Origin of the sequence: Mesorhizobium sp. (assembly GCF_017306585.1) — a bacterium.
Classification (GTDB): Bacteria; Pseudomonadota; Alphaproteobacteria; order Rhizobiales; family Rhizobiaceae; genus Mesorhizobium.
Map to the genome: position 1 here is coordinate 12,484 of NZ_JAFKIC010000166.1, position 20,796 is coordinate 33,279.

The following is a 20,796-nucleotide window of genomic DNA, read 5'->3' on the forward strand; positions in this document are numbered from 1 at the left end:
TGCAGACCGCCCTCACGTGAATCTAGAGCGGGATGGAACGGTCGTCGGCGAAGGCCTGCAGCAGCGCCCGCATCGGCATCCCCTGCGTGGGCGCCATCAGATTGTCGTCGAAGAACCTCTTCAGTTCCTCTAGCGGCAGTTCCGTCAGCATAGCCTTGACCGGACCGATCGAGGCCGGCGACATCGAGATCGAGCGGAAACCGAGGCCGATCAGCGCCATCGCCGAAATCGGCTTGCCGGCGAGTTCGCCGCACAAGGTCACCGGCGTGTGGTTGCGGGCGCCGGCATCGGCGATCTGCTTGAGCACGCGCAGGAACGGCGCCGACAGCGTGTCGAAGCGGTTGGCCAGTTGTGTGTTGCCACGGTCGACCGCCATGACGAACTGGAACAGGTCGTTGGAGCCGACCGAGACGAAGTCGACCGCCTTCATCAATTCATCGAGCTGGAACAGAAGCGACGGCACTTCCAGCATGGCGCCCAGCTTGAGGCTGGTCGGCAAATGGTGGGCGAAGCGCGACAGGTGCCGCACCTCGCGGTCGATGATCTCGCGGGCCTGGGCGATCTCGCCGAGCTCGGTCACCATCGGCAGCATCAGCTTGAGCTCCCGCCCGCCGCTGGCCTTGAGCAAAGCGCGGATCTGCGTGCGCAACAGGCCAGGCCGGTCGAGCGTCAGCCGGATGGCGCGCCAGCCGAGCGCCGGATTCTCTTCCTGGATAGCGCCCTTGAAGTAAGGCAGCACCTTGTCGCCGCCAATGTCGATGGTGCGGAAAGTGACTGGCTTGCCGCGCGCTGCCTCGAGCACATCGCGGTAGAGCTTTTCCTGCGCCTCGGCGCGTGGAAAGGTCGAGGCGACCATAAACTGGAGTTCGGTGCGGAACAGGCCGATGCCGGCGGCGCCCGCCTCGGCGAGCTGAGGCAGGTCCACGGCAAGCCCGGCGTTCATCAGGAGATCGACCTGGACGCCGTCCCTGGTCGTCGACGGCTTCTTGCGCAGTTCGCGGTAGACTTCCTGCCGGCGCGCGCGGAACCGTACCTTTTCGGCATAGGCGGCTTCGAGGTCGGACTGGGGGCGAAGGTGGATGACACCCTCTTCGCCGTCGACGATGATGGCATCGCCGTTCTCCGCCATCGAAACGGCGCCCTTCATCTGTCCGGCGACCGGAATGCCCATGGCGCGCGCGACGATGACGACGTGGCTGGTGGCGGCGCCATCCTCGAGCACCAGGCCGCGCAGCTTGTCGCGGGGATAGTCGAGCAGTTCGGCGGCGCCCATGGAGCGGGCGACGATGATGGCGTCCTTGGGCAGCGAGGCCGCGACATCCTCCGGCCCGCGCCCCATCAACTGGCGCAGCAGCCGGTTGGCCAGATCGTCGAAATCGCTCATCCGCTCGCGCAGATAAGGATCGGTCATGTGCAGCATGCGCGCGCGCATGTCGCTCTGCACCTTCTCCACCGCCGCTTCCGCCGTCAGGCCGTTGCGGATCGCCTCTTCCAGGCGCCGTACCCAGCCACGGTCGTTGGCGAACATGCGATAGGCTTCCAGCACCTGCCGGTGCTCGCCCTCGAAGGCGACGTCGCGACGCTCCAGCATGTCGTCGATGGATAGGCGCAGGGAACCCAGCGAGCTTTCCAGCCGCCGGACCTCTTCCTCGCTGTCCTCGTTGAACAGGTTGGTGACGACGATGCGCGGCTCGTGCAGCACGACATGGCCAAGCCCGACGCCATCGTTGAAGGACAGGCCGGTGAAGCTGACGGGCCGGCGCAGGTCGAGTTCCAGTCCCGGCCGGGTCAGCCGCGCCAGGTCGCCGGTGGCGATCATCTCGGCGATCACCATGGCGGTGGTTTCAAGCGCCTCGACCTCGTCGTCGCGATAGTGGCGCATGGTCTTGTTCTGGACGACGAGCACGCCCAGCGTGCGTCCTGCCCTCAACACCGGCACGCCGAGGAAGGAATTGTAGATCTCTTCCCCGGTCTCCGGCAGGTAGGCGAAGGCCGGGTGTTCCTGCGCGTTGGACAGGTTCAGCGGCCGTGCGCTGGCGGCAATGGTGCCGACAAGACCTTGGCCGAGCCTCAACTGAGCCAGGTGGACGGCGTTCGGGTTAAGACCCTCGGTGGCGTAGAGTTCGAGCACCGAATCGGCGCGCAGCACATAGAGCGAGCAGACTTCGGCGACCATGTTGGAGGCGATATCACGCACGATCCGGTCAAGCCGCTCCTGCGGCTCCAGCGGCTCTTGCATGAGCTCGCGGAGCCGTTTCAGCAGAACGCGCGGGCCAACAGCCGTGTCACGCATCGCGGCTTCTTCTCCAATGAAACACTTGCCGGCGCAGTTTCCGCCGCTGCCGGCATGCGCGCAACAACTGATTCAGTCTTGCTACTGCTTATCCAGACCGTAGACGGAATGCAAAGTGCGAACCGCCAGTTCGGTGTACGGACCGTCGATCAGTATCGAAATCTTGATCTCGGAAGTGGTGATGGCGCGGATGTTGATCGCCTTGTCCGCCAGCGCCTTGAAGGCGGTGGCCGCGACACCGGCGTGGCTCCTCATGCCGATGCCGATGACCGAAACCTTCGACATGCCGGCTTCCGACTGCACGACATCGTAGCCGACATCGGCCTTCAGGCGGTCAAGCACGGCAAGCGCCTTGTCGACGTCGCCGGAAGGCACGGTGAAGGTCATGTCGGTGAACTTGCCGTCCTCGGAGATGTTCTGGACGATCATGTCGACGTTGATGTTGGCCTCGGCCAGCGGGCCGAAAATTCCGGCGGCGACGCCAGGGCGGTCGCCGACGCGGCGCAACGAAATCTGCGCTTCGTCCTTGGCGTAGGCAATTCCGGTGACGACCTGCTGTTCCACGATCTCTTCCTCGTCGCAAATGAGCGTTCCCGGAGGATTGAGCAAATCCCCCATTCCGGGCGCATCGGGATCGTCGAAGGACGACCGCACGAAGGTACGCACCCTGTGCACCATGGCAAGCTCGACCGAACGCACCTGCAGCACCTTGGCGCCGAGCGATGCCATTTCGAGCATTTCCTCGAACGAAATCTTGTTCAGCCGCCGCGCCTTGGGCTCGATGCGCGGGTCGGTGGTGTAGACCCCGTCGACGTCGGTATAGATGTCGCAGCGGTCGGCCTTGACCGCGGCGGCGATGGCGACAGCGCTGGTGTCCGACCCGCCGCGGCCGAGCGTGGCGATGCGGTTGTCCGGGCCGATGCCCTGGAACCCGGCTATGACCGCGACCTGGCCTTCGCCGAAACGCTTGACCAGAAACGCCCCGTCAATGTCGAGAATGCGCGCCGCGCCATGCGCGTTGTCGGTCTTGATCGGAATCTGCCAGCCCTGCCAGGAGCGGGCATGCACGCCCATATTCTGCAAGGTGATGGCAAGAAGCCCGGCCGTGACCTGCTCGCCGGAAGCGACAACCGCGTCATATTCACGGGCGTCGTGCATCGGCGAGGCTTCGCGCGTCCAGGCCACCAGCTCATTGGTCTTGCCGGCCATGGCCGACACCACCACGGCAACCTCGTGACCGGCATCGACCTCGCGTTTGACGTGGCGCGCCACATTGCGGATGCGGGCGATGTCGGCGACGGATGTTCCGCCGAATTTCATCACGATACGCGCCATAGGAGCGAGATGCCTTTGACTGAAGCCGGCCCCTTTCGAGGAGGGGTACCGAAAGCGGAAGAAAACGCCCGGCTGGCGCCGGTCGTTGAATGCGCGGCCTCCTTAGCCAAATGATGAAGGTTTCGCAAGGCTGGCCGCGGATTTGCCGGGTTCAAGAAGACGGCATATTGCCTTCGGCCTCCGGGCCGCCTACCAAATGCGGCCTTCGGGGAATTCCTTTGGTCCGGCATATCAGATGATCGCTCGTCTTCGGCGCGCCATGCGATTGCAGTCGCTTCCGCTTGTCATCGGCTTCGCGGTGCTGGCCCTGATCGTCGGCACGCGCGCCCTGCTGGTCGAGGGCCAGAGGGCCAATCGCGCCGCCGCGCGCGAGACCATCGAATATCAGGACCAGCTCTCCGGGCTGCTATCGATGGCGCAGGACGCCGAAAGCGGCCAGCGCGGTTACCTGCTGACGGGCGAAAGATCGTATCTCGAACCTTACCAGAAGGCGGTCGACGCTATTCCAGGCCAGCTTGCCCGCATCGACGCCATGACACCCCCGAACTACCAGCTCACCCTTCAGGTCAGCCACATCAAGGACGCGCTGTCGCAGAAGCAGGCCGAGTTGTCCCAGACGATCGCCCTCTATGACCGGGGCGATGCGGCGAAGGCGCTGCAACTGGTCCGCAGTGGCCAGGGCAAGGCCGCCATGGACGAAATCCGGACCAGCATGGATACGATCCGGCGTATCGGCGCCGCCGCCGTGGCGGCGCGTGACGAGCATACAGACCAGGTCGAGACCTGGCTGCGCGTCGGCTCGCTTACGGCCCTGATCGCGATCTTCCTGCTCGGCACCTACACGATCCGCGAGTCCCGCCGCCGCTTCCGCGAAGTGGCCACTGGCCAGGAAGAGCTGATGCGCAAGAACATCGAGCTCGGCAACGAGATCCAGACGCGCGAGAAAGCCGAATCCCAGATCCGCCAGATGCACAAGATGGAAGCCGTCGGCCAGCTGACGGGCGGCATCGCCCACGATTTCAACAACATGCTGGCGGTGATCCTCAGCGCCATGAACCTTGCCCAGCGCAAGCTGAAACGCGGTGAGCACGACATCGAAAAGTTCGTCGAGGCCGCGACGGATGCGGCCACCCGGGCCGCCAATCTGACCTCCAGGCTGCTCGCCTTCTCGCGCCTGCAGCCGCTGGCGCCGCAAGTCGTCGACGCCAACCGCCTGGTGACCGGCATGTCCGACCTGCTGCGGCGCGCGCTCGGCGAAGGCATCCGCATCGAAACCGTGCTGGCGGGGGGCCTGTGGAAGACCCATGCCGATTCCAGCCAGATCGAGAACGCAATCCTCAACCTGGCCGTCAATGCCCGGGACGCCATGGACAATGAGGGCAAGCTGACCATCGAGACCGCCAACAGCCATCTCGATGACGCCTATGCCTCGACGCATGCCGAAGTCACGTCGGGCCAGTATGTGATGATCGCGGTAACCGATACCGGTGCGGGCATGGCGCCGGAAGTCATCGCCAAGGCTTTCGAACCCTTCTTCACCACCAAGCCGGTCAACAAGGGCACGGGACTGGGGCTGAGCCAGGTGTTCGGCTTCGTCAAGCAGTCCGGCGGCCACGTCAAGATCTACTCCGAGCCGGGCGAAGGCACGACGATCAAGATCTACCTGCCGCGCTTTTTCGGAGCGGAAGAGCCGGCAACACCCGCCGGGCACGGCAAGAGCGAGGCCAAGGCGACCGAGACGATCCTCGTCGTCGAGGACGACGCCCGCGTGCGGGCGGCCACCACGGACGCAATGCGCGAACTGGGCTACACCGTGATCCATGCCGGCAGCGGCGAGGAGGCGCTTCAGAAGCTGGCCGCGACACCCGATATCGCCCTGCTTTTCACCGATATCGTCATGCCGGTGATGAACGGGCGCAAACTCGCGCAGGAAGCGGTGGCGCGCCAACCCGGGCTCAAAGTGGTCTTTACCACCGGCTTCACCAGGAATGCAGTCGTCCACAATGGCGTGCTCGACCATGACGTGCACTTCCTGGCCAAGCCATTCACCATCGAACAGTTGGCCGCCAAGCTGCGCGACGTGCTGGACGCGAAATAGGCAAGCCGCCCGCGCCGCCGGGCCTCTTTGTCACCATGGAAAATTGTTGCCTTGACTTTCCGGCTCCCGCGCCCGACTTCCTAGCGTCCGAGGAGACCGACCGATGCCAGAGCCCCGACGATCGACGATCGATGCCGGAGAAGTGGAACGCTTTTCCGCCCTTGCCGCCGAATGGTGGAACCCGAACGGCAAGTTCCGGCCGCTGCACAAGTTCAACCCGGTGCGGCTGGCCTATATACGCGACCAGGTGGCGGCTCGCTTCGGCCGTGATCCGCGCGCGGCGCGGCCTTTCGAGGGCCTGCGCTTCCTCGACATAGGCTGCGGCGGCGGCCTTCTGTGCGAGCCGATGGCGCGGCTCGGCGCCGAAGTTGTCGGCGCCGACGCTTCGGCCACCAACATCGAGGTGGCGAAACTGCACGCGGCGGAAGGCAATGTCAGCGTCGACTATCGCGCCACCACGGCGGAAGATCTCGCCGACGCCGGTGAGAAATTCGACGTCATCCTCAACATGGAAGTGGTCGAACATGTCGCCGATATCGATCTGTTCGTCGCCAAATGCGGGCAGATGGTGCGGCCCGGCGGCATCATGTTCGTGGCCACCATCAACCGCACGCTGAAGGCGCTCGGCCTTGCCATCATCGGCGCCGAGTATGTGCTGCGCTGGCTGCCGCGCGGCACCCATCAGTTCGGCAAGCTGGTGCGCCCGGAAGAGCTGGAAAAGGCGCTTGGCGGCGCCGGCCTGACCATCATCGACCGCACCGGTGTCACCTACAACCCGCTTGCCGACCGCTGGGCGCGCTCGAAGGACATGGACGTCAACTACATGGTGCTGGTGGAAAAGGGATCGGTCTGATCCCCCGGCACCACAAGCCGATGGACCGTGTCGCTACGCCTTCCGGCTTTGCGCCTTGGTGGTGATGAACACACCGGCGGTGATGATGATCGCCCCCACCCAGGTCAGCAGCTGATAATGTTCGCCCAGGAAGATCGTGCCGGCAAACAGCCCAACGGCCGCCGCGACATAGCCGATCTGACTGAGATAGACCGGGCCGCCGACCGCCTGCAGCCTGAAGAAGAAGGCAAACATCGCCGAAGCCGACGCGACCTGTGCAAGCACCACCAGCGGCACGCCGCCAAGCGGCGCGAAGGCCTTGACGCCGAACAGGGCAAGGATGCCCACGAGCAGCAGCGTCGCCGACGCCAGGTGGCTGCCGACGGCGAGCTCGATGGGTCCGGTGCCTTCAGGCCAGTCGACCGTGCGGTAGATGTTGCCGGCGGCAAGGCTGACAGGGATCAGCAGGCCCATCGCCACCCAGAAGAAATCGGCGGGCTGGCCGGCCTCGCCGCGCGTTGCCGCCACCATCACCGCGCCGACGAAACCGACCGCGATGCCAACGATACCCAGCATGTTGGGGCGTCGGACGCGCAACAGGATCGAAAACACCAGCGTGATGACCGGCGACAGCGTAAACATGATGCCGGTATAGCCGGCGCCCAGATGCGGTATGGCCGAGAACATCAGCAGGTTGGGAACGGCATAGGACACCGCCGCCGTGATGAAGAAATAACGCAGCTTGTGCGCGGTGAACTGGATGCGCTGGCCGCGCAGCAGAAGCACGCACAACAGCACGCCGCCGGCGCCGAGCGAGATGACGAAGGCCCAGACCATGGCCGGCACGCCGGCAGCGGTGGCGAGCTTGCCGAAAGGCAGCGTCAGCCCGAGCAGGCCGCCCGTGACGACCAGCAGGCCCAGCGCGCAATCCCAGAGAAACTTCATCGAACGACCCACCATCCGCGGCAGGCACTTGGCCGCCGCTCTATCTTGGGGTAAGATAATGCAAAGATTCTTAACGTCAAGATATTTGATGGCGAGATAAATGGACCGGGCAGCGAGAGCGATCGAACAATGGAGCAGGGAGCGGCCGGATCTCGATGTCTCGCCGATGGGCGTGATCGGGCGCCTGAATGAAGCATCCTCGCTGATCGCGCGCGACAGGCTGGCTCCTGTCTTCGCCCGCTTCGGCCTGCAATCCGGAGAATTCGACGTTCTGGCGACGCTGCGCCGTTCGGGGCCACCCTATGCGTTGACCCCGACCGAACTCTATGAGGCGACGATGGTGACGTCGGGCGCCATGACCGCGCGGCTCGACCGGCTGGAAAAGGCCGGACAGATCGCGCGGGGGCCGCACCCGACCGACCGGCGCGGAATTGTCGTGCAACTGACGGCAAAAGGGTTGGAACTCGTCGATGAGGCTCTCACCGCCCACGTCGCCAACGAGCACGAAATCCTCTCGGCGCTCACACCTGCCGAGCGCGACACACTCGCGCACCTGCTGGGAAAGCTGATCGGCAGCCTGGGCTGAAAGCTCAGTTCCGGTCGTCTGGAAACACCGGGATCGGCATAAAGTCGACGCCGTCATCGGCGAGGCCCTTGGCCTCTTCCAGCGTCGCCTCGCCATAGATGCCGCGCGCATCGGCCTCGCCGAAATGGATCTTCCGCGCTTCCTCGGCGAACTTGTCGCCGACATAGTCGGCGTTTTCGCGCACCTTCTCCGCCATCGCCTTCAACTGCGCCATGGCCTGCTTCTGCGCCTCGCCCATGGCAAGCGCGATGGTTTCCTGCTTGCGCGCCGTGGACACGGCCGGCGCCATCAGCCCCTTCTCAACCTTGTGCGAGCCGCAACTCGGGCAATCGACGAAGCCGCGCTTCTTCTGCTTGTCGAAATCGTCATTGCTGCGAAACCAGCCCTCGAATTCGTGCTCGTTTTCGCAGATCAGGGAAAAGCGGATCAAGATGCGGCACCCCTGAGACGCGGCATGTCACCGGCGATGCTGAAATCCCGCGCATTCCTGAGATTCGGGACCTTCCTGCGCGCCGCGAGCGACTGCGCCGGATCGATCTCGGCGACGATCACGCCAGGCTCGTCATGGGCGGCTTCGGCCAGGATACGGCCCCATGGATCGACGATCAGCGAATGACCGTAGGTCTCGCGGCCGTCTTCATGCAGACCGCCCTGCGCCGCTGCCACGACATAGGCGCCATTCTCGATGGCGCGCGCTCTCAACAGCACATGCCAATGTGCCTCGCCGGTCTGGCGGGTGAATGCGGCCGGTACGGTCAACAGGCTGGCGCCAGCCAGCGCCTCGGTGCGGAACAGTTGCGGGAAGCGCAAATCGTAGCACACCGCGAAGCCCAGTTTCGCACCCGCGACTTCCGTCACGACGGCTTCGGTCCCAGGCTCATAGGAAGCGGATTCGCGCCAGCTCTCGCCATTGTCGAGGTCGACATCGAACATGTGGATCTTGTCGTAGGTGGCAAGCGTGGCCCCATCCGGGCCGAACAGAAAGGCGCGATTGGCAAGCTTGCCATCGGCACGCAGGATGGCCGTCGAGCCGACATGGAGGAAAATGCCGAGTTCGCTTGCCAGCTTGCTGGCCGTCGAAACGACGACATCCTTATCCTGCGAGGTGAAGGCGGCAGCGCCGGCCTGCTTGTCGCGGATGAGCGCGCCGGTCATTTCGGGAGTCTGCACATAAGTCGCGCCCCGGCCCGCCGCCTCGCGCACCAGCAGTTCCATGTCAGCAGCATTGCGCTGCGGGCTCGTCCCCGAGCGCATCTGCACCGCCGCCACCTTGAAAACACCCATCGTCACACCCTCAAATCATCGAACCGTTGGCGAGCAGTTTGTCGAGCCGGCCTTCGGCTTCAAGTTCATGCAGGTCGTCGCAGCCGCCGACATGTGTCTCGCCGATGAAAATCTGCGGGAAGGTCGTGCGCCCATGGGCGCGCGAAATCATCTCCTGGCGCAGTTCCGGTGAAAACGATGCGTCGTGCTCGGTATAGGCGACACCCTTGCGCTCCAGCAGCCGCTTGGCCGCCGTGCAGTAGCCGCACATCATGCGCGTATAGATCGTGACATCGACCATGACGGATTTCCACTTTCGTTGCCGACTTATATAGTCGCGGACTCGTCCGCCCGGAAGTCCCCCGGCAGCACGCGGGCGAAGGTCAGCACGTCGACGGCGGCCGCCCCTCCCCTTTTCAGCGCCTTGGTCGCTGCACGCACGGTGGCGCCGGTGGTGTAGACGTCGTCGATCAGCAGCACCCTGCGGCCGGCGATCTCGATCTCGGCCTCATCAGGCACGCGAAAAGCGGCGCGCACATTCTCCTCGCGTTCCTGCCGCTCCAGTCCGACCTGCTGGCGGGTGAGTTTCACGCGCCGCATGGCGGACGGCGCGAAGGACAGGCCGCTGAGCTCGCAAACCGACCGCGCCAGCTCCGCCGACTGGTTGAAGCGCCGTCTGAAAAAACGCCGCCAGTGCAGCGGCACCGGCACGACCACATCCGCATCGGCGATGAGGTCGGCGCCCACCCGCACCATCCAGCGCGCCATCCAGGGCGCGAGATCGGTGCGGTCCTGGTATTTCAGCCCCTGCACCATCTGGCGCGCAACGCCGGAATAGGCGACCGCCGCCCGCGCCCGCTCGAAGGGCGGCGGATCGGCGATAGCCTCGGCCGACAGAAACCCCTCGCCCATGTGGTGGGTGAAGGGCGTGCCCATCACCGGGCACCAGGGCCGTTCCAGAAGCCTGAGCTTCGGCCAGCAGGCGCCGCACAGCACGCCGGGCTGCGAGACGTGCCTGCGGCAACCCGCGCAAACCGGCGGAAACAGGATGCGCGCCGGCCAGCCCAGGGCGGAGCGGGCTGCCGACCGGGCCAGTTTCCCGATCTCGACGGACTTGATCTTGGGCATCGGATCGGCCACGTGGTTGGTTCCCCGCGCCTCTATACAAACCACATCAGGGCGCGGACAAACAAGGACCCATCCGTTGCAGCCCATATTGGACACCCCCCTGTGGCTGGCGCACAAGCGGCGTGCGCTCATCCATCCGTCCGAAGGCGCGGATTTCCTGATGAACCGCGCGGCCGAGGACCTCGCCGACAGGCTGGGCGCCGTCGAGCGCAGGTTTGGCAAGGCCGCGGCGTTGTTTTGCCAGACGTCAGCCGCCGCCGGTGTCCTCGCGGCGAGCGGCAAGGCGGCCGATGTCGACCGTATCGAGGCGGACGCTGCTTTCCTGGATGGCGGCCCCGGTCGCATCGCCCCTTTGGAAGCCGTGCCGTTCGAGCCACAAAGCCTCGACCTCGCGGTCTCGCTCCTGTCGCTCCAGGCAATGAACGACATCCCCGGCATGCTGATACAGATCCGCCGTGCGCTGCGGCCGGACGGGCTCTTCCTCGGCGCCTTTGCCGGCGCCGGAACGCTCGGCGAACTGCGCGAAAGCCTGCTTGCGGCCGAGACCGAGCTTTACGGCGGCGCCAGCCCGCGCGTCACCCCGTTCACCGACGTGCGCGATGCCGGCGCTCTGCTGCAGCGCGCCGGCTTTGCCCTGCCGGTGGCCGATGTAGAGACGGTGACCGTGCGCTACGCCAATCTGTTCGCGCTGATGGCTGACCTGCGCGCCATGGGTGAAACCAGCGCGCTTGCCGATCGCAGCCGGCGACCGGGCTCGCGCAGGCTGTTTGCCCGCGCCGCCGAAATCTACGCGGAACGTTTCTCCGACCACGACGGCCGTATCCGGGCGAGCTTCTCGATGGTCTGGCTGTCCGGCTGGGCGCCGGATGCATCACAGCAGAAGCCACTCAAGCCTGGCTCAGCCAAGGTCTCGCTGAAGACGATACTCGAAGAAGGGCAATAGGCAGTCCGCCGGTGCGGACGGTCCAAGGTCATGGCGCGAACGCGTTCGCAAGCCTGCTGGTGTTGTTGCTGAACAACCACGTGAGCTGGTTGAAAACCTGGCCGATGCCGCCAATGATCGTCAGCGACAGCACGCAGACGATCAGGGCGTATTCGACGGCCGTGGCGCCGTTCTCGTCCTTCAGAAATCGCAGCAGCACGGTTGTCATAGGCTCAATCCCCCTTGCCACAACCTTACCGCCGATCTGTTAAGAAAGGTTAACGGCAAAGGCTTAACGGGCGGTGAAACCGCCGGCTCTCCAAAATGTCTTAACCATGTCAGCAGTCGCCGCTGGTCTTGCCGTCGGACCCGATGATGCAGACCGAGCCAGGCTCGGGCTGCAACACGCTGCGCCGCACCGTATAGGTGCCGCGATGGCTGATCGACCCGGTGGCCGTCATGTCTAGGCCGGGAAAATCATCGCGAGCCGACTGCGAACGCGTCTGGCTGTCGAGGAACGGCGTCGCGATCAACGCCAGCGCCACCGCGGCGGACCCGAACAGCAGCGTTATGCGCAGGATGCCCATGCCGGCATCGGCGGCGCGAAAGCCGCGCTCAGGCCGGATCGAATCCCAATCCCTGTCCAGGCTCATCCTGTCGCTCTCCACGCAATCGGTGGCCGCGACGAACACGGCCCTGCATCAATTTTTCACGATCAGATAAATCTTCCATTAACGCTGGCTGATATGGGTGGCCCTTGCGTCCGCCGCCTGATGCTCAGCTATCCGTCCCTCAAAGAAGGTCGATCAGGAAGGGGATCAGCGGCGCGTCGGCCGGCGGCATCGGATAGTCGCGCATCTGCTTTGGCCGCACCCATTTCAGCGCCTGCCCTTCCCGAGGCTGGGCGATGCCGCGGAAACGACGGCAGACAAACAGCGGCATCAGGAGATGGAAATCGTCATAGGAATGGCTGGCGAAGGTCAGCGGCGCCAGGCACGGGATTTCGGTCTCGATGCCGATCTCCTCATGCAGTTCGCGGATGATGCACTGTTCGGGCGTCTCGCCGGGCTCGACCTTGCCGCCCGGAAACTCCCAAAGCCCGGCAAGCTGCTTGCCCGGCGGCCGCTGCGCCAGCAGCACGCGGCCGTCGGCGTCGACCAGCGCGCAGGCAGCGACCAGCAGCAGGCGCTTGCCGGGATTTGGCAGATCATTCATGCCCAATCTCACTCATGCCCCGGCGGCCGCCGGTAGTGGTAGCGATAGACTTCCTCGAAGCCGAGCGAGCGATAGAGCGCCAGCGCCGGCGCATTGCCGGCCTCGACCTGGAGCCAGGCTTCACGAGCGCCGCGCAGCCGTGCCCATTTCAGCGCCGACAGGATCAGGTTACGGCCGTGCCCCTTGTTGCGCGCGGACTTGTCGACGGCGACCTCGAACAGGCCCGCAAGGTCGCCATCGTGCACGCAGATCAGCGTCGCCAGCGGTTCCGCTCCCTCCTCGAGCGCGAACAGCCCTGCCTCGGGCTGGATGGCGCCGATGATCTCGGACAGGCCGGGCCGCAGCGAAACATCCGAACCGCTGACCTTGAGCGACGCGCCGATGAAGCGGCTGATGTCCTTGAGCGGTATCTGGTCCATGGCGGCGTCGAGTTGCGCCGCGGCCAGCGGCAGCCGCATGACCAGCGATTCGTCGAACCGGCTCCAGCCTTCCTTGTCGAGATGGCCGGCAAGGTCGGGACCTGAAAGCGGCGACATGCGGAACGTCAGCGGCCGGCCATAGGCATCGAAACGGCGGCTGGCGCGGCCGATGCGGTCGGCGATGTGCTGGATGTCGCCGGGATCGAGCGGATTGACCGAGTTCAGCCGTTTGGCCGGATGGCCGGCGGTCAGCCGCACCACCCAGGTCCCGTCATAGTGGACGGCGGCGGCCGGCCAGGCGCGAAAACCCGCCGCCTCGTAGCGGCGCACCGTCGCGAGCATGCTTGCCGGGTGGCGCGAAACCAAGGCGCTCAGCTCCGGTAGTCGCCGTTGATGGCGACATATTCCTTGGTCAGGTCGCAGGTCCAGACCGTGGCCTTGCCGCGGCCGATGCCGATATCGGCGCGGATGCGGATATCGTCGCGCTTCATGTAGGCGGAGGGCTTCTCCTCCGAATAGGCCGGGTCGCGCTCGCCCTCATGCGCCAGCCGGTTGTCGCCGAACCAGATCGACAGCCTGTCGCGGTCCGCCGGCTCGCCGGCCTTGCCGACGGCCATGACGACGCGGCCCCAATTGGCGTCCTCGCCGGCAACCGCGGTCTTGACCAGCGGCGAATTGGCGATCGACAGCGCGATGCGCTTGGCCGAGCGCGCCGACTTCGCGCCGGTCACGGTGACCTCGACCTGCTTGCGGGCGCCCTCGCCGTCGCGCACCACTTGCAGGGCGAGCGACTTCAGCACCTTGCCGAGCGCCCGGCGAAACCCGCCGAGGCGGGCATCCTTGGCGTCGGTGATCTCGGGCGCGCCGCGCTTGGCGGCCTTGCCGGTGGCGAAGATCAGCAGCGTGTCGCTGGTCGAGGTGTCGCTGTCGACAGTGACGGCGTTGAAGGTCTTGGCCGTGCCGCGCGACAGCAGGTCCTGCAGCACGGGTGCCGCGATCGGCGCGTCGGTGGCGATGAAGGACAGCATCGTCGCCATGTCGGGGGCGATCATGCCGGCGCCCTTGGAGATGCCGTTGATGGTGACATCGGTGTCGCCGAGCTTCACAGTCTGCGTCGCCACCTTGGGATAGGTGTCGGTGGTCATGATGGCCTTGGCCGCCTCGGTCCACAGATCCGGCTTGCCGTCGCTGACCAGCCCGGCCAGCAGATGGCTGAACCTGGTGGTGTCGAGCGGCTCGCCGATGACACCGGTCGAGGCCAGGAAGACCTCGCCCGCCGTGCAACCGGCGGCCTTGGCCGCCGCCTCGCCGGTCAGCGCGGTGGATTCGCGGCCCTTCTTGCCGGTAAAGGCATTCGCGTTGCCGGAATTGACGATCAGTACCCGGGCCTTGCCCGCGCCCAGGTTCTGGCGGCAGAAATCGACCGGCGCCGAGGGGCATTTCGACCTGGTGAACACGCCGGCAACGGCGGTGCCGGGATCGAACACCATGGCCAGCAGGTCGGTGCGGTTCTTGTACTTTATCCCCGCCTCGGCGGTGGCGATGCGCACCCCTTCGATGACGGGCATCTTGGGGTATTTCTTCGGCGCGAGCGGTGAAATCGTCGTGGACATGGGGACCTCGGGCGGGAAAATCGCAAGGGAAGGCCGGTTTGCCCGATACGGCGCGCGCGTGCAAGGGCGTTTTCGCCGCGCCTGACCGAGGCAACAGCTGCGGATTAAGCCTGCATTTCAAATCTGTTGGCGTGGCCGGGGCCTGTGGCGCTATGATCGCGCCTCATGGGCAGGCTTGTCATCCTCGCTTGGGCATTTCTGGGACTTTTACTGCTAGGCGCCGACGCCGAGCCGGCTCGGCGCGTGGCGCTGGTCATCGGCAATGGCACTTACGCGGAAGCCGGCACGCTGGCCAATCCGGTCAACGACGCGCTCGACATCGCCGACAAGCTGCGCTCCATCGGCTTCGAGGTCATCGAAGGCAACGATCTCGGCAAGCGCGAACTCGAGCGCAGCATCGGCGAGTTCTCCGATGCGCTCGAAGGCGCCGGCGTCGGGCTGTTCTACTATGCCGGCCATGGCCTGCAGGTCGACGGGCGCAACTACATCGTGCCGGTCGACGCGCGGCTGGACATGCCGGTCAAGCTGCAGCTCGAGGCGGTGCCGATCGACGAGGTTCTCGACATCATGGAACAGCAGACCAAGGTCAGCCTGGTGTTTCTCGACGCCTGCCGCAACAATCCGTTCGCCCGCAGTCTCAGTCGAAGCGCATCCACCCGCTCAGCGACGGCGCTGGCGGGGCTGGCGCAGTTCGATTCGACACGCGGCTCCTTCATCGCCTTCTCGACCGCTCCGGGTGCCGTCGCCATGGACGGGACCGGGCGCAACTCCCCCTTCGCCCAGGCGCTGCTGCGCCATATCGCCGAACCCGGCCAGAGCATCAACGACATGATGATCGCGGTGCGCCGCGACGTGGTCTCGCAGACGCGTGAGGCCCAGCGCCCGTGGGAACAGGGCTCGCTGCTGGAGCGCTTCGAATTCGTGCCGGGCGAAGGCCCTGCCCCCGCGCCCAAGCCGGCGGCCGAGCCGGCGCCGGCCACCCAGATGGCGACGGCGGAGCGCTCCGTGGGCGACGACAAGAGCTCGATCGAGACATTCCTGCGCGACGACTACCTGTCGCCGGACACCAGGGATATGCGCAGCGCCGTCAAACGGCTCTATGGGCCATCCGCCACTGTCTTCGGCACGCCCTATGATGCCGAGACGCTTGCGAAGGTGAAGAGTGACTGGTTCGCGCAATGGGCGTCATGGTCGCTCGGCCTGGAGCCAGGCACCCTGGAGGTTACACCGCACGGCGAGAGCAGCGCCCAGGCCGTTTTTGCCATGAGCTACGACTACACCCCAAAGGACAAATCGGTGGCACGCGTGGCCGGCAAGGCGCGCGTGACGCTGGAACTGATCAAGACCGAACAGGGATGGCGCATCGTGTCGGAGACATCGCAGGCGATGTGAAGAACATTGCTGACCGACCGGCGCCGGCCCTCCGCCGAAAACGGGGCGTTTCGTTTCATCACCGGATCACCTACCATTGCCGGTGAAATTGAAACAAGGACGACAGGATGGCCGAGAGCGCTGATCCGGCACGCAGATCGATAGGGGCAAAGCGTAATCCCGACAGCGCCGAAGCCATTCTGGAAGCGGCCGAAGCGGTGCTGGTCGAGGCCGGCTATCCCGGATTCTCAATCGAAGCGGTGGCCCGTCGCGCCCGCGCCGGCAAGCCGACAATCTATCGCTGGTGGCCAAGCAAGGCCGCACTCCTGCTCGAAGTCTACCAGCGCCAGAAGCGCGTCGACGTTCCCGATACCGGGAGCCTGGAAGAGGATCTCGCCGGCTTCCTGATGAGCCTGTTCGCGCACTGGCGCGAGACATCGTCGGGCAGTGTGTTCAGGTCACTGATCGCCGAGGCGCAGTCGGATGAGACGGCGGCGGCCGCCCTTGCCGGCTATGCCGCCGGGCGCCGCGCCCATACCGGCCAGATCATCGAGCGCGCCAGGGCGAGAGGTGAAGTCGCGGCCGATATCGATGAGGCCGTGGTCGCCGATCTCGTGGCTTCCTACGCCTGGCGGCATCTGCTGACCAACCGGCTCGACGAGCCGGAGGCGGCGATACGCAAGGTGGTCCGCTATCTGCTGCGCGGCATCGGGACGCCGGTCAGATAGTTGGGGCTGGCATTCGCCCACGAAAAAGGCGCGGCGCCCTATGGCCGCCGCGCCTTTGTGTCGAGGAGTTCGATCGGCTTACTTGCCGCCTTCCAACGTATCGACCGCCTGCTTCAGCTTGGCGTCCGGAATTTCGACCTTGGCGTCCGCGCGCAGCGACTTCACCAGGGCGAAATACTTGTCGCGGATGACCGCCTGCTTGGCCTGGTCCTTGACGTCGTCGAACGCCGGCGGCTGCTTGGCGCGCTTGTCCTCGAGCTTGATCACGTGCCAGCCGAACTGGGTCTGCACCGGCTGCTCGGTGTACTTGCCGACCTCGAGCGCGAAGGCCGCCTTGTCGAACTCCGGCACCATCTGGCCAGGGCCGAACCAGCCGAGATCACCGCCATTGGACTTGCCCGAGGGGTCGCTGGTGTGTTCGTTGGCGAGCTTCTGGAAGTCAGCGCCGCCGTCGAGTTGCTTGATGATCGCCTCGGCCTCTTCCTTCGTCTTCACGAGGATGTGACGGGCATGCACCTCGTTGACCGGCGGCGTGTTGGCGATTTCCTGGTCGTAGCGGGCGCGAACCTCGGCATCCGTGACCTTGTCGACAACGCCCTTCTCGACCATCTCGCCATGCAGCGCGCGCTCCTGCAGGAAGGCCATGCGGCGCTGGAAGTCGGCATCCTTGTCGAGACCATCGGCGACCGCCTTGGCGGCCATCACGCGGATTTCGATCGCGGCCGAGAGCGCGGCGGCGCGGCGCTGTTCGGGCGGCAGCTGCGCGAACTGCTGCGACAGCTCGCCCTCGGCAAGCGTCAGGTCGGCTTCGGTCAGAGGCTGGCCATTGACCGTGGCGACGACCGCATTGGGGTCGACCGGCGCCGCGGCCGGCGCGGCGGCATCCGCCGGGGCAGCCGGGGCGGGAGCGGTATCCTGCGCCATCAAGGGCGACAGGCAAAGAGCCGACAGGCCGAAGGCCAGGCCAAGGCTGGCAAGCGACGCACGGCTGAACATCAGGGGCATAAGGATGACTCCGGTGAAGGATTATAAGGAGGGGTGGCTTCCAGATCAGCCAGATTGTGGCGGAATTTGGCGCGACCGGCAGAGCCAGCGCGGCGTTGACATCAGTTGAGCCCCCTCTTATCTGTCCAACGACTTGGCGTCCAGAACCGTTTTCCGGGCGCTTTTTGCGTTTGCCCCCATTCAGGCGATGCAATCACGCGGATGTGATGGGGCCGGCCGGCGCTCGTCTCGAAGATTGAGAATTCTATCGAAAGGACCATTGGATGGTCAGTCTCGGCGGTCTCGCCCGTAAGGTTTTCGGTTCCTCCAACGACCGCCGGGTCAAATCGACCCGGCCCCGTGTCGAGGCGATCAACGCCATGGAAAACGAGATGCGGGCGCTCTCGGATGCCGAGCTTGCCGGCCGCACGGTGAAATTCCGCCAGGACATCGCCAACGGCGCCAGCCTTGACGATCTTCTGATACCGGCCTTTGCCACCGCTCGCGAGGCGGCGCGCCGTGTGCTCGGCATGCGCCCCTTCGACGTCCAGCTGATCGGCGGCATGGTGCTGCACAATGGCGGCATCGCCGAAATGCGCACCGGCGAGGGCAAGACCCTGGTCGCCACATTGCCGGTCTACCTCAACGCGCTCGCCGGCAATGGCGTCCACGTCGTCACCGTCAACGACTACCTTGCCACGCGCGACGCCGAATGGATGGGCCGCGTCTACAAATTCCTCGGCCTGTCGGTGGGCATCATCGTGCATGGCCTGTCCGACGAGGAGCGCCGCGTCGCCTACGAAGCCGATGTCACCTACGCCACCAACAACGAGCTCGGGTTCGACTATCTGCGCGACAACATGAAGTATGAGCGCGCCCAGATGGTGCAGCGCGGCCACAACTACGCGATCGTCGACGAAGTCGATTCGATCCTGGTCGACGAGGCGCGCACGCCGCTGATCATTTCCGGTCCGCTTGAGGACCGCTCGGAAATGTACAACACCATCGACACCTTCATCATCCAGCTGCAGCCGCAGGATTATGAGATAGACGAGAAGCAGAAGACCTCGATCTTCACCGAGGAAGGCACCGAGAAGCTGGAGAACATGCTGCGCGCGGCCGGCCTGCTGAAGGGCGAGTCGCTCTACGACGTCGAGAACGTCGCCATCGTCCACCACGTCAACAACGCGCTGAAGGCGCACCGCCTGTTCCAGCGCGACAAGGACTATATCGTGCGCAACGGCGAGATCGTCATCATCGACGAGTTCACCGGCCGCATGATGCCCGGCCGCCGCTATTCGGAAGGCCTGCACCAGGCTCTCGAAGCCAAGGAGCACGTGGCGATCCAGCCGGAAAACCAGACGCTGGCTTCCGTCACCTTCCAGAACTACTTCCGCCTCTACAAGAAGCTCGCCGGCATGACCGGCACGGCGCTGACCGAGGCCGAGGAATTCGGCAACATCTACGGGCTCGAAGTCACCGAAATCCCGACCAACCTGCCCGTCATCCGCAAGGACGAGGACGACGAGGTCTACCGGACGGTCGAGGAGAAGTACAAGGCGATCGTCAAGGAGATCCGCGAGGCCAGCGCCAAGGGCCAGCCGACGCTGGTCGGCACCACCTCGATCGAGAAGTCCGAGCAGTTGGCCGAGCGCCTGCGCAAGGAAGGCTTCAAGGATTTCGAGGTGCTGAACGCCCGTCATCACGAGCGCGAGGCATCCATCGTCGCCCAGGCCGGCAAGCCCGGCGCCATCACCATCGCCACCAACATGGCCGGCCGCGGCACCGACATCAAGCTCGGCGGCAATGCCGAGATGCGCATCGCGGAGGAACTGGGCGACATGCCGCAGGGCCCGGAGCGCGAGGCGCGCGAAAAGGCGATCCATGCCGACATCGAAAGGCTGAAGGAAAAGGCGCTGGCCGCCGGCGGCCTCTACGTGCTTGCCACCGAGCGCCATGAATCGCGCCGCATCGACAACCAGCTTCGTGGCCGTTCCGGCCGCCAGGGCGACCCCGGCCGCTCGAAGTTCTTCCTGTCGCTGCAGGATGATCTGATGCGCATCTTCGGCTCCGAACGCATGGACGGCATGCTGCAGAAGCTCGGCCTCAAGGAAGACGAGGCCATCATCCATCCCTGGATCAACAAGGCGCTGGAAAAGGCGCAGAAGAAGGTCGAGGCCCGCAACTTCGACATCCGCAAGAACCTGCTGAAATATGACGACGTCTCCAACGACCAGCGCAAGGTGGTGTTCGAGCAGCGCATCGAGCTGATGGACGGCGAAGGCCTGTCCGAGACGGTCGCCGAAATGCGCGAAGGCGTCATCGAGGACATCGTCGCCAAGGCCATTCCCGAAAACGCCTATGCCGAACAGTGGGATGTCGCCGGCCTGAAGGCCGAGGTCGCCGAATTCCTCAATCTCGACCTGCCGGTCGAGGAGTGGGTGAAGGAAGAAGGCATCGCCGAGGATGATATCCGCGAGCGCGTCAGTGCCGCCGCCGAGGCCGCCGCCAAGGAGCGCGCCGAGCGCTTCGGGCCTGAAGTGATGACCTATGTCGAGCGCTCGGTCGTGCTGCAGACGCTCGACCATCTGTGGCGCGAGCACATCGTCAATCTCGATCATCTGCGCTCGGTCGTCGGCTTCCGCGGCTATGCCCAGCGCGATCCGCTGCAGGAATACAAGGGCGAGGCCTTCGAGCTGTTCCAGGCCATGCTGGGCAATCTGCGCCAAGCGGTTACCGCGCAGCTGATGCGCGTCGAACTGGTCCGCCAGGCCGCCGAAGCCCCGCCCCCCGAAGCGCCCGACATGTTCGGCAGCCACATCGACGGCTCGACCGGCGAGGACGACTTCCAGGGCGGCGAAACGGCCCTTCTGGTCCGTCAGGAAAGCAACGCGATCGTCGCGCCGGAAGACCGCGACCCGAACAACCCCACCACCTGGGGCAAGGTCGGCCGCAACGAAGCTTGCCCCTGCGGCTCCGGCAAGAAATACAAGCACTGCCACGGCGCGTTTGCGTAAGGCGCGGCGCTTTCCTTCTCCCCGTCCCTATACGGGGAGAAGGTGCC

At 65.3% G+C, this 20,796-nt stretch carries 20 protein-coding genes; 7 read left to right on the plus strand and 13 right to left on the minus strand.

Translation table 11 applies throughout. The annotated features are described in order from the left end of the window. Positions 1 to 22: 22 nt before the first annotated feature. Together ptsP and J0I79_RS19485 are read right to left on the minus strand one after the other, a co-directional pair. The gene (ptsP, locus tag J0I79_RS19480) at positions 23 to 2,293 is read right to left on the minus strand and encodes a phosphoenolpyruvate--protein phosphotransferase (RefSeq protein ID WP_292862423.1); all 2,271 of its coding nucleotides are present in this window, start codon (positions 2,291 to 2,293) and stop codon (positions 23 to 25) included. Between the two features lie 81 nt (positions 2,294 to 2,374). Next, positions 2,375 to 3,628, minus strand: a complete 1,254-nt coding sequence (locus J0I79_RS19485; RefSeq protein ID WP_137930562.1) for an aspartate kinase — start codon at positions 3,626 to 3,628, stop codon at positions 2,375 to 2,377. A gap of 259 nt (positions 3,629 to 3,887) precedes the next feature. On the opposite strand from J0I79_RS19485, the gene J0I79_RS19490 reads away from it, so the two are divergent. Together J0I79_RS19490 and ubiG are read left to right on the plus strand one after the other, a co-directional pair. Then, on the plus strand, positions 3,888 to 5,726 hold the full coding sequence (locus tag J0I79_RS19490; protein ID WP_292862471.1) for a CHASE3 domain-containing protein: 1,839 nt from the start codon (positions 3,888 to 3,890) through the stop codon (positions 5,724 to 5,726). 103 nt (positions 5,727 to 5,829) lie between these two features. Beyond that, entirely contained in the window at positions 5,830 to 6,579 is a 750-nt protein-coding gene (ubiG, locus tag J0I79_RS19495) for a bifunctional 2-polyprenyl-6-hydroxyphenol methylase/3-demethylubiquinol 3-O-methyltransferase UbiG (RefSeq protein WP_292862426.1), read from the plus strand. A gap of 33 nt (positions 6,580 to 6,612) precedes the next feature. Here the strand turns inward: ubiG and J0I79_RS19500 are convergent, their stop codons facing one another. Beyond that, a complete protein-coding gene (locus J0I79_RS19500; protein WP_292862429.1) occupies positions 6,613 to 7,503 on the minus strand; it encodes a DMT family transporter in 891 nt (296 codons plus the stop codon). 100 nt (positions 7,504 to 7,603) lie between these two features. Between J0I79_RS19500 and J0I79_RS19505 the strand changes: the two genes are divergently transcribed. After that, positions 7,604 to 8,089, plus strand: coding sequence for a MarR family transcriptional regulator (locus J0I79_RS19505; RefSeq protein WP_292862432.1), 486 nt, complete (start codon positions 7,604 to 7,606; stop codon positions 8,087 to 8,089). A 4-nt stretch (positions 8,090 to 8,093) separates the two neighbouring features. Here the strand turns inward: J0I79_RS19505 and J0I79_RS19510 are convergent, their stop codons facing one another. Genes J0I79_RS19510 through J0I79_RS19525 form a run of 4 tightly spaced genes read right to left on the minus strand, consistent with a single transcriptional unit; the run spans position 8,094 to position 10,492 of the window. Further along, complete coding sequence (locus tag J0I79_RS19510) at positions 8,094 to 8,519, minus strand: DUF1178 family protein (RefSeq protein ID WP_292862435.1); 426 nt, start codon at positions 8,517 to 8,519, stop codon at positions 8,094 to 8,096. Continuing rightward, positions 8,516 to 9,373, minus strand: a complete 858-nt coding sequence (locus J0I79_RS19515) for a carbon-nitrogen hydrolase family protein (RefSeq protein WP_292862438.1) — start codon at positions 9,371 to 9,373, stop codon at positions 8,516 to 8,518. The genes J0I79_RS19510 and J0I79_RS19515 overlap by 4 nt, the downstream gene beginning before the upstream one ends. Positions 9,374 to 9,383: 10 nt before the next feature. Then, positions 9,384 to 9,653, minus strand: coding sequence for a glutaredoxin 3 (grxC, locus tag J0I79_RS19520; RefSeq protein ID WP_292862440.1), 270 nt, complete (start codon positions 9,651 to 9,653; stop codon positions 9,384 to 9,386). Between the two features lie 26 nt (positions 9,654 to 9,679). Continuing rightward, a complete protein-coding gene (locus J0I79_RS19525) occupies positions 9,680 to 10,492 on the minus strand; it encodes a ComF family protein (protein ID WP_292862443.1) in 813 nt (270 codons plus the stop codon). Positions 10,493 to 10,556: 64 nt separating this feature from the next. On the opposite strand from J0I79_RS19525, the gene J0I79_RS19530 reads away from it, so the two are divergent. Continuing rightward, positions 10,557 to 11,423, plus strand: a complete 867-nt coding sequence (locus tag J0I79_RS19530; RefSeq protein ID WP_292862445.1) for a methyltransferase domain-containing protein — start codon at positions 10,557 to 10,559, stop codon at positions 11,421 to 11,423. Positions 11,424 to 11,451: 28 nt separating this feature from the next. Here J0I79_RS19530 and J0I79_RS19535 read toward each other — a convergent pair whose 3' ends face one another. The 5 genes from J0I79_RS19535 to argJ all read right to left on the minus strand — a co-directional run bounded on the left by J0I79_RS19535 (position 11,452) and on the right by argJ (position 14,649). Continuing rightward, a complete protein-coding gene (locus J0I79_RS19535) occupies positions 11,452 to 11,631 on the minus strand; it encodes a Flp family type IVb pilin (protein ID WP_292862448.1) in 180 nt (59 codons plus the stop codon). 109 nt (positions 11,632 to 11,740) lie between these two features. Beyond that, a complete protein-coding gene (locus tag J0I79_RS19540; RefSeq protein ID WP_292862451.1) occupies positions 11,741 to 12,055 on the minus strand; it encodes a hypothetical protein in 315 nt (104 codons plus the stop codon). Between the two features lie 139 nt (positions 12,056 to 12,194). Beyond that, complete coding sequence (locus J0I79_RS19545; RefSeq protein WP_292862453.1) at positions 12,195 to 12,617, minus strand: (deoxy)nucleoside triphosphate pyrophosphohydrolase; 423 nt, start codon at positions 12,615 to 12,617, stop codon at positions 12,195 to 12,197. A gap of 8 nt (positions 12,618 to 12,625) precedes the next feature. Then, a complete protein-coding gene (locus tag J0I79_RS19550; protein WP_292862474.1) occupies positions 12,626 to 13,378 on the minus strand; it encodes a GNAT family N-acetyltransferase in 753 nt (250 codons plus the stop codon). A gap of 29 nt (positions 13,379 to 13,407) precedes the next feature. Then, positions 13,408 to 14,649 carry a bifunctional glutamate N-acetyltransferase/amino-acid acetyltransferase ArgJ gene (gene argJ / locus J0I79_RS19555; protein ID WP_292862456.1) on the minus strand — a complete coding sequence of 414 codons (1,242 nt, stop codon included), beginning with the start codon at positions 14,647 to 14,649 and terminating at the stop codon, positions 13,408 to 13,410. A 165-nt stretch (positions 14,650 to 14,814) separates the two neighbouring features. Here argJ and J0I79_RS19560 point away from each other — a divergent pair, with 165 nt between their 5' ends. Together J0I79_RS19560 and J0I79_RS19565 are read left to right on the plus strand one after the other, a co-directional pair. Further along, on the plus strand, positions 14,815 to 16,041 hold the full coding sequence (locus J0I79_RS19560) for a caspase domain-containing protein (protein ID WP_292862459.1): 1,227 nt from the start codon (positions 14,815 to 14,817) through the stop codon (positions 16,039 to 16,041). Between the two features lie 107 nt (positions 16,042 to 16,148). Continuing rightward, positions 16,149 to 16,748, plus strand: a complete 600-nt coding sequence (locus J0I79_RS19565) for a TetR/AcrR family transcriptional regulator (protein ID WP_292862462.1) — start codon at positions 16,149 to 16,151, stop codon at positions 16,746 to 16,748. Between the two features lie 78 nt (positions 16,749 to 16,826). On the opposite strand, the gene J0I79_RS19570 is transcribed toward J0I79_RS19565, so the two are convergent. Continuing rightward, a complete protein-coding gene (locus J0I79_RS19570; RefSeq protein WP_292862465.1) occupies positions 16,827 to 17,753 on the minus strand; it encodes a peptidylprolyl isomerase in 927 nt (308 codons plus the stop codon). Between the two features lie 263 nt (positions 17,754 to 18,016). Here J0I79_RS19570 and secA point away from each other — a divergent pair, with 263 nt between their 5' ends. Beyond that, entirely contained in the window at positions 18,017 to 20,749 is a 2,733-nt protein-coding gene (secA, locus tag J0I79_RS19575) for a preprotein translocase subunit SecA (protein WP_292862468.1), read from the plus strand. Positions 20,750 to 20,796: the final 47 nt, after the last annotated feature.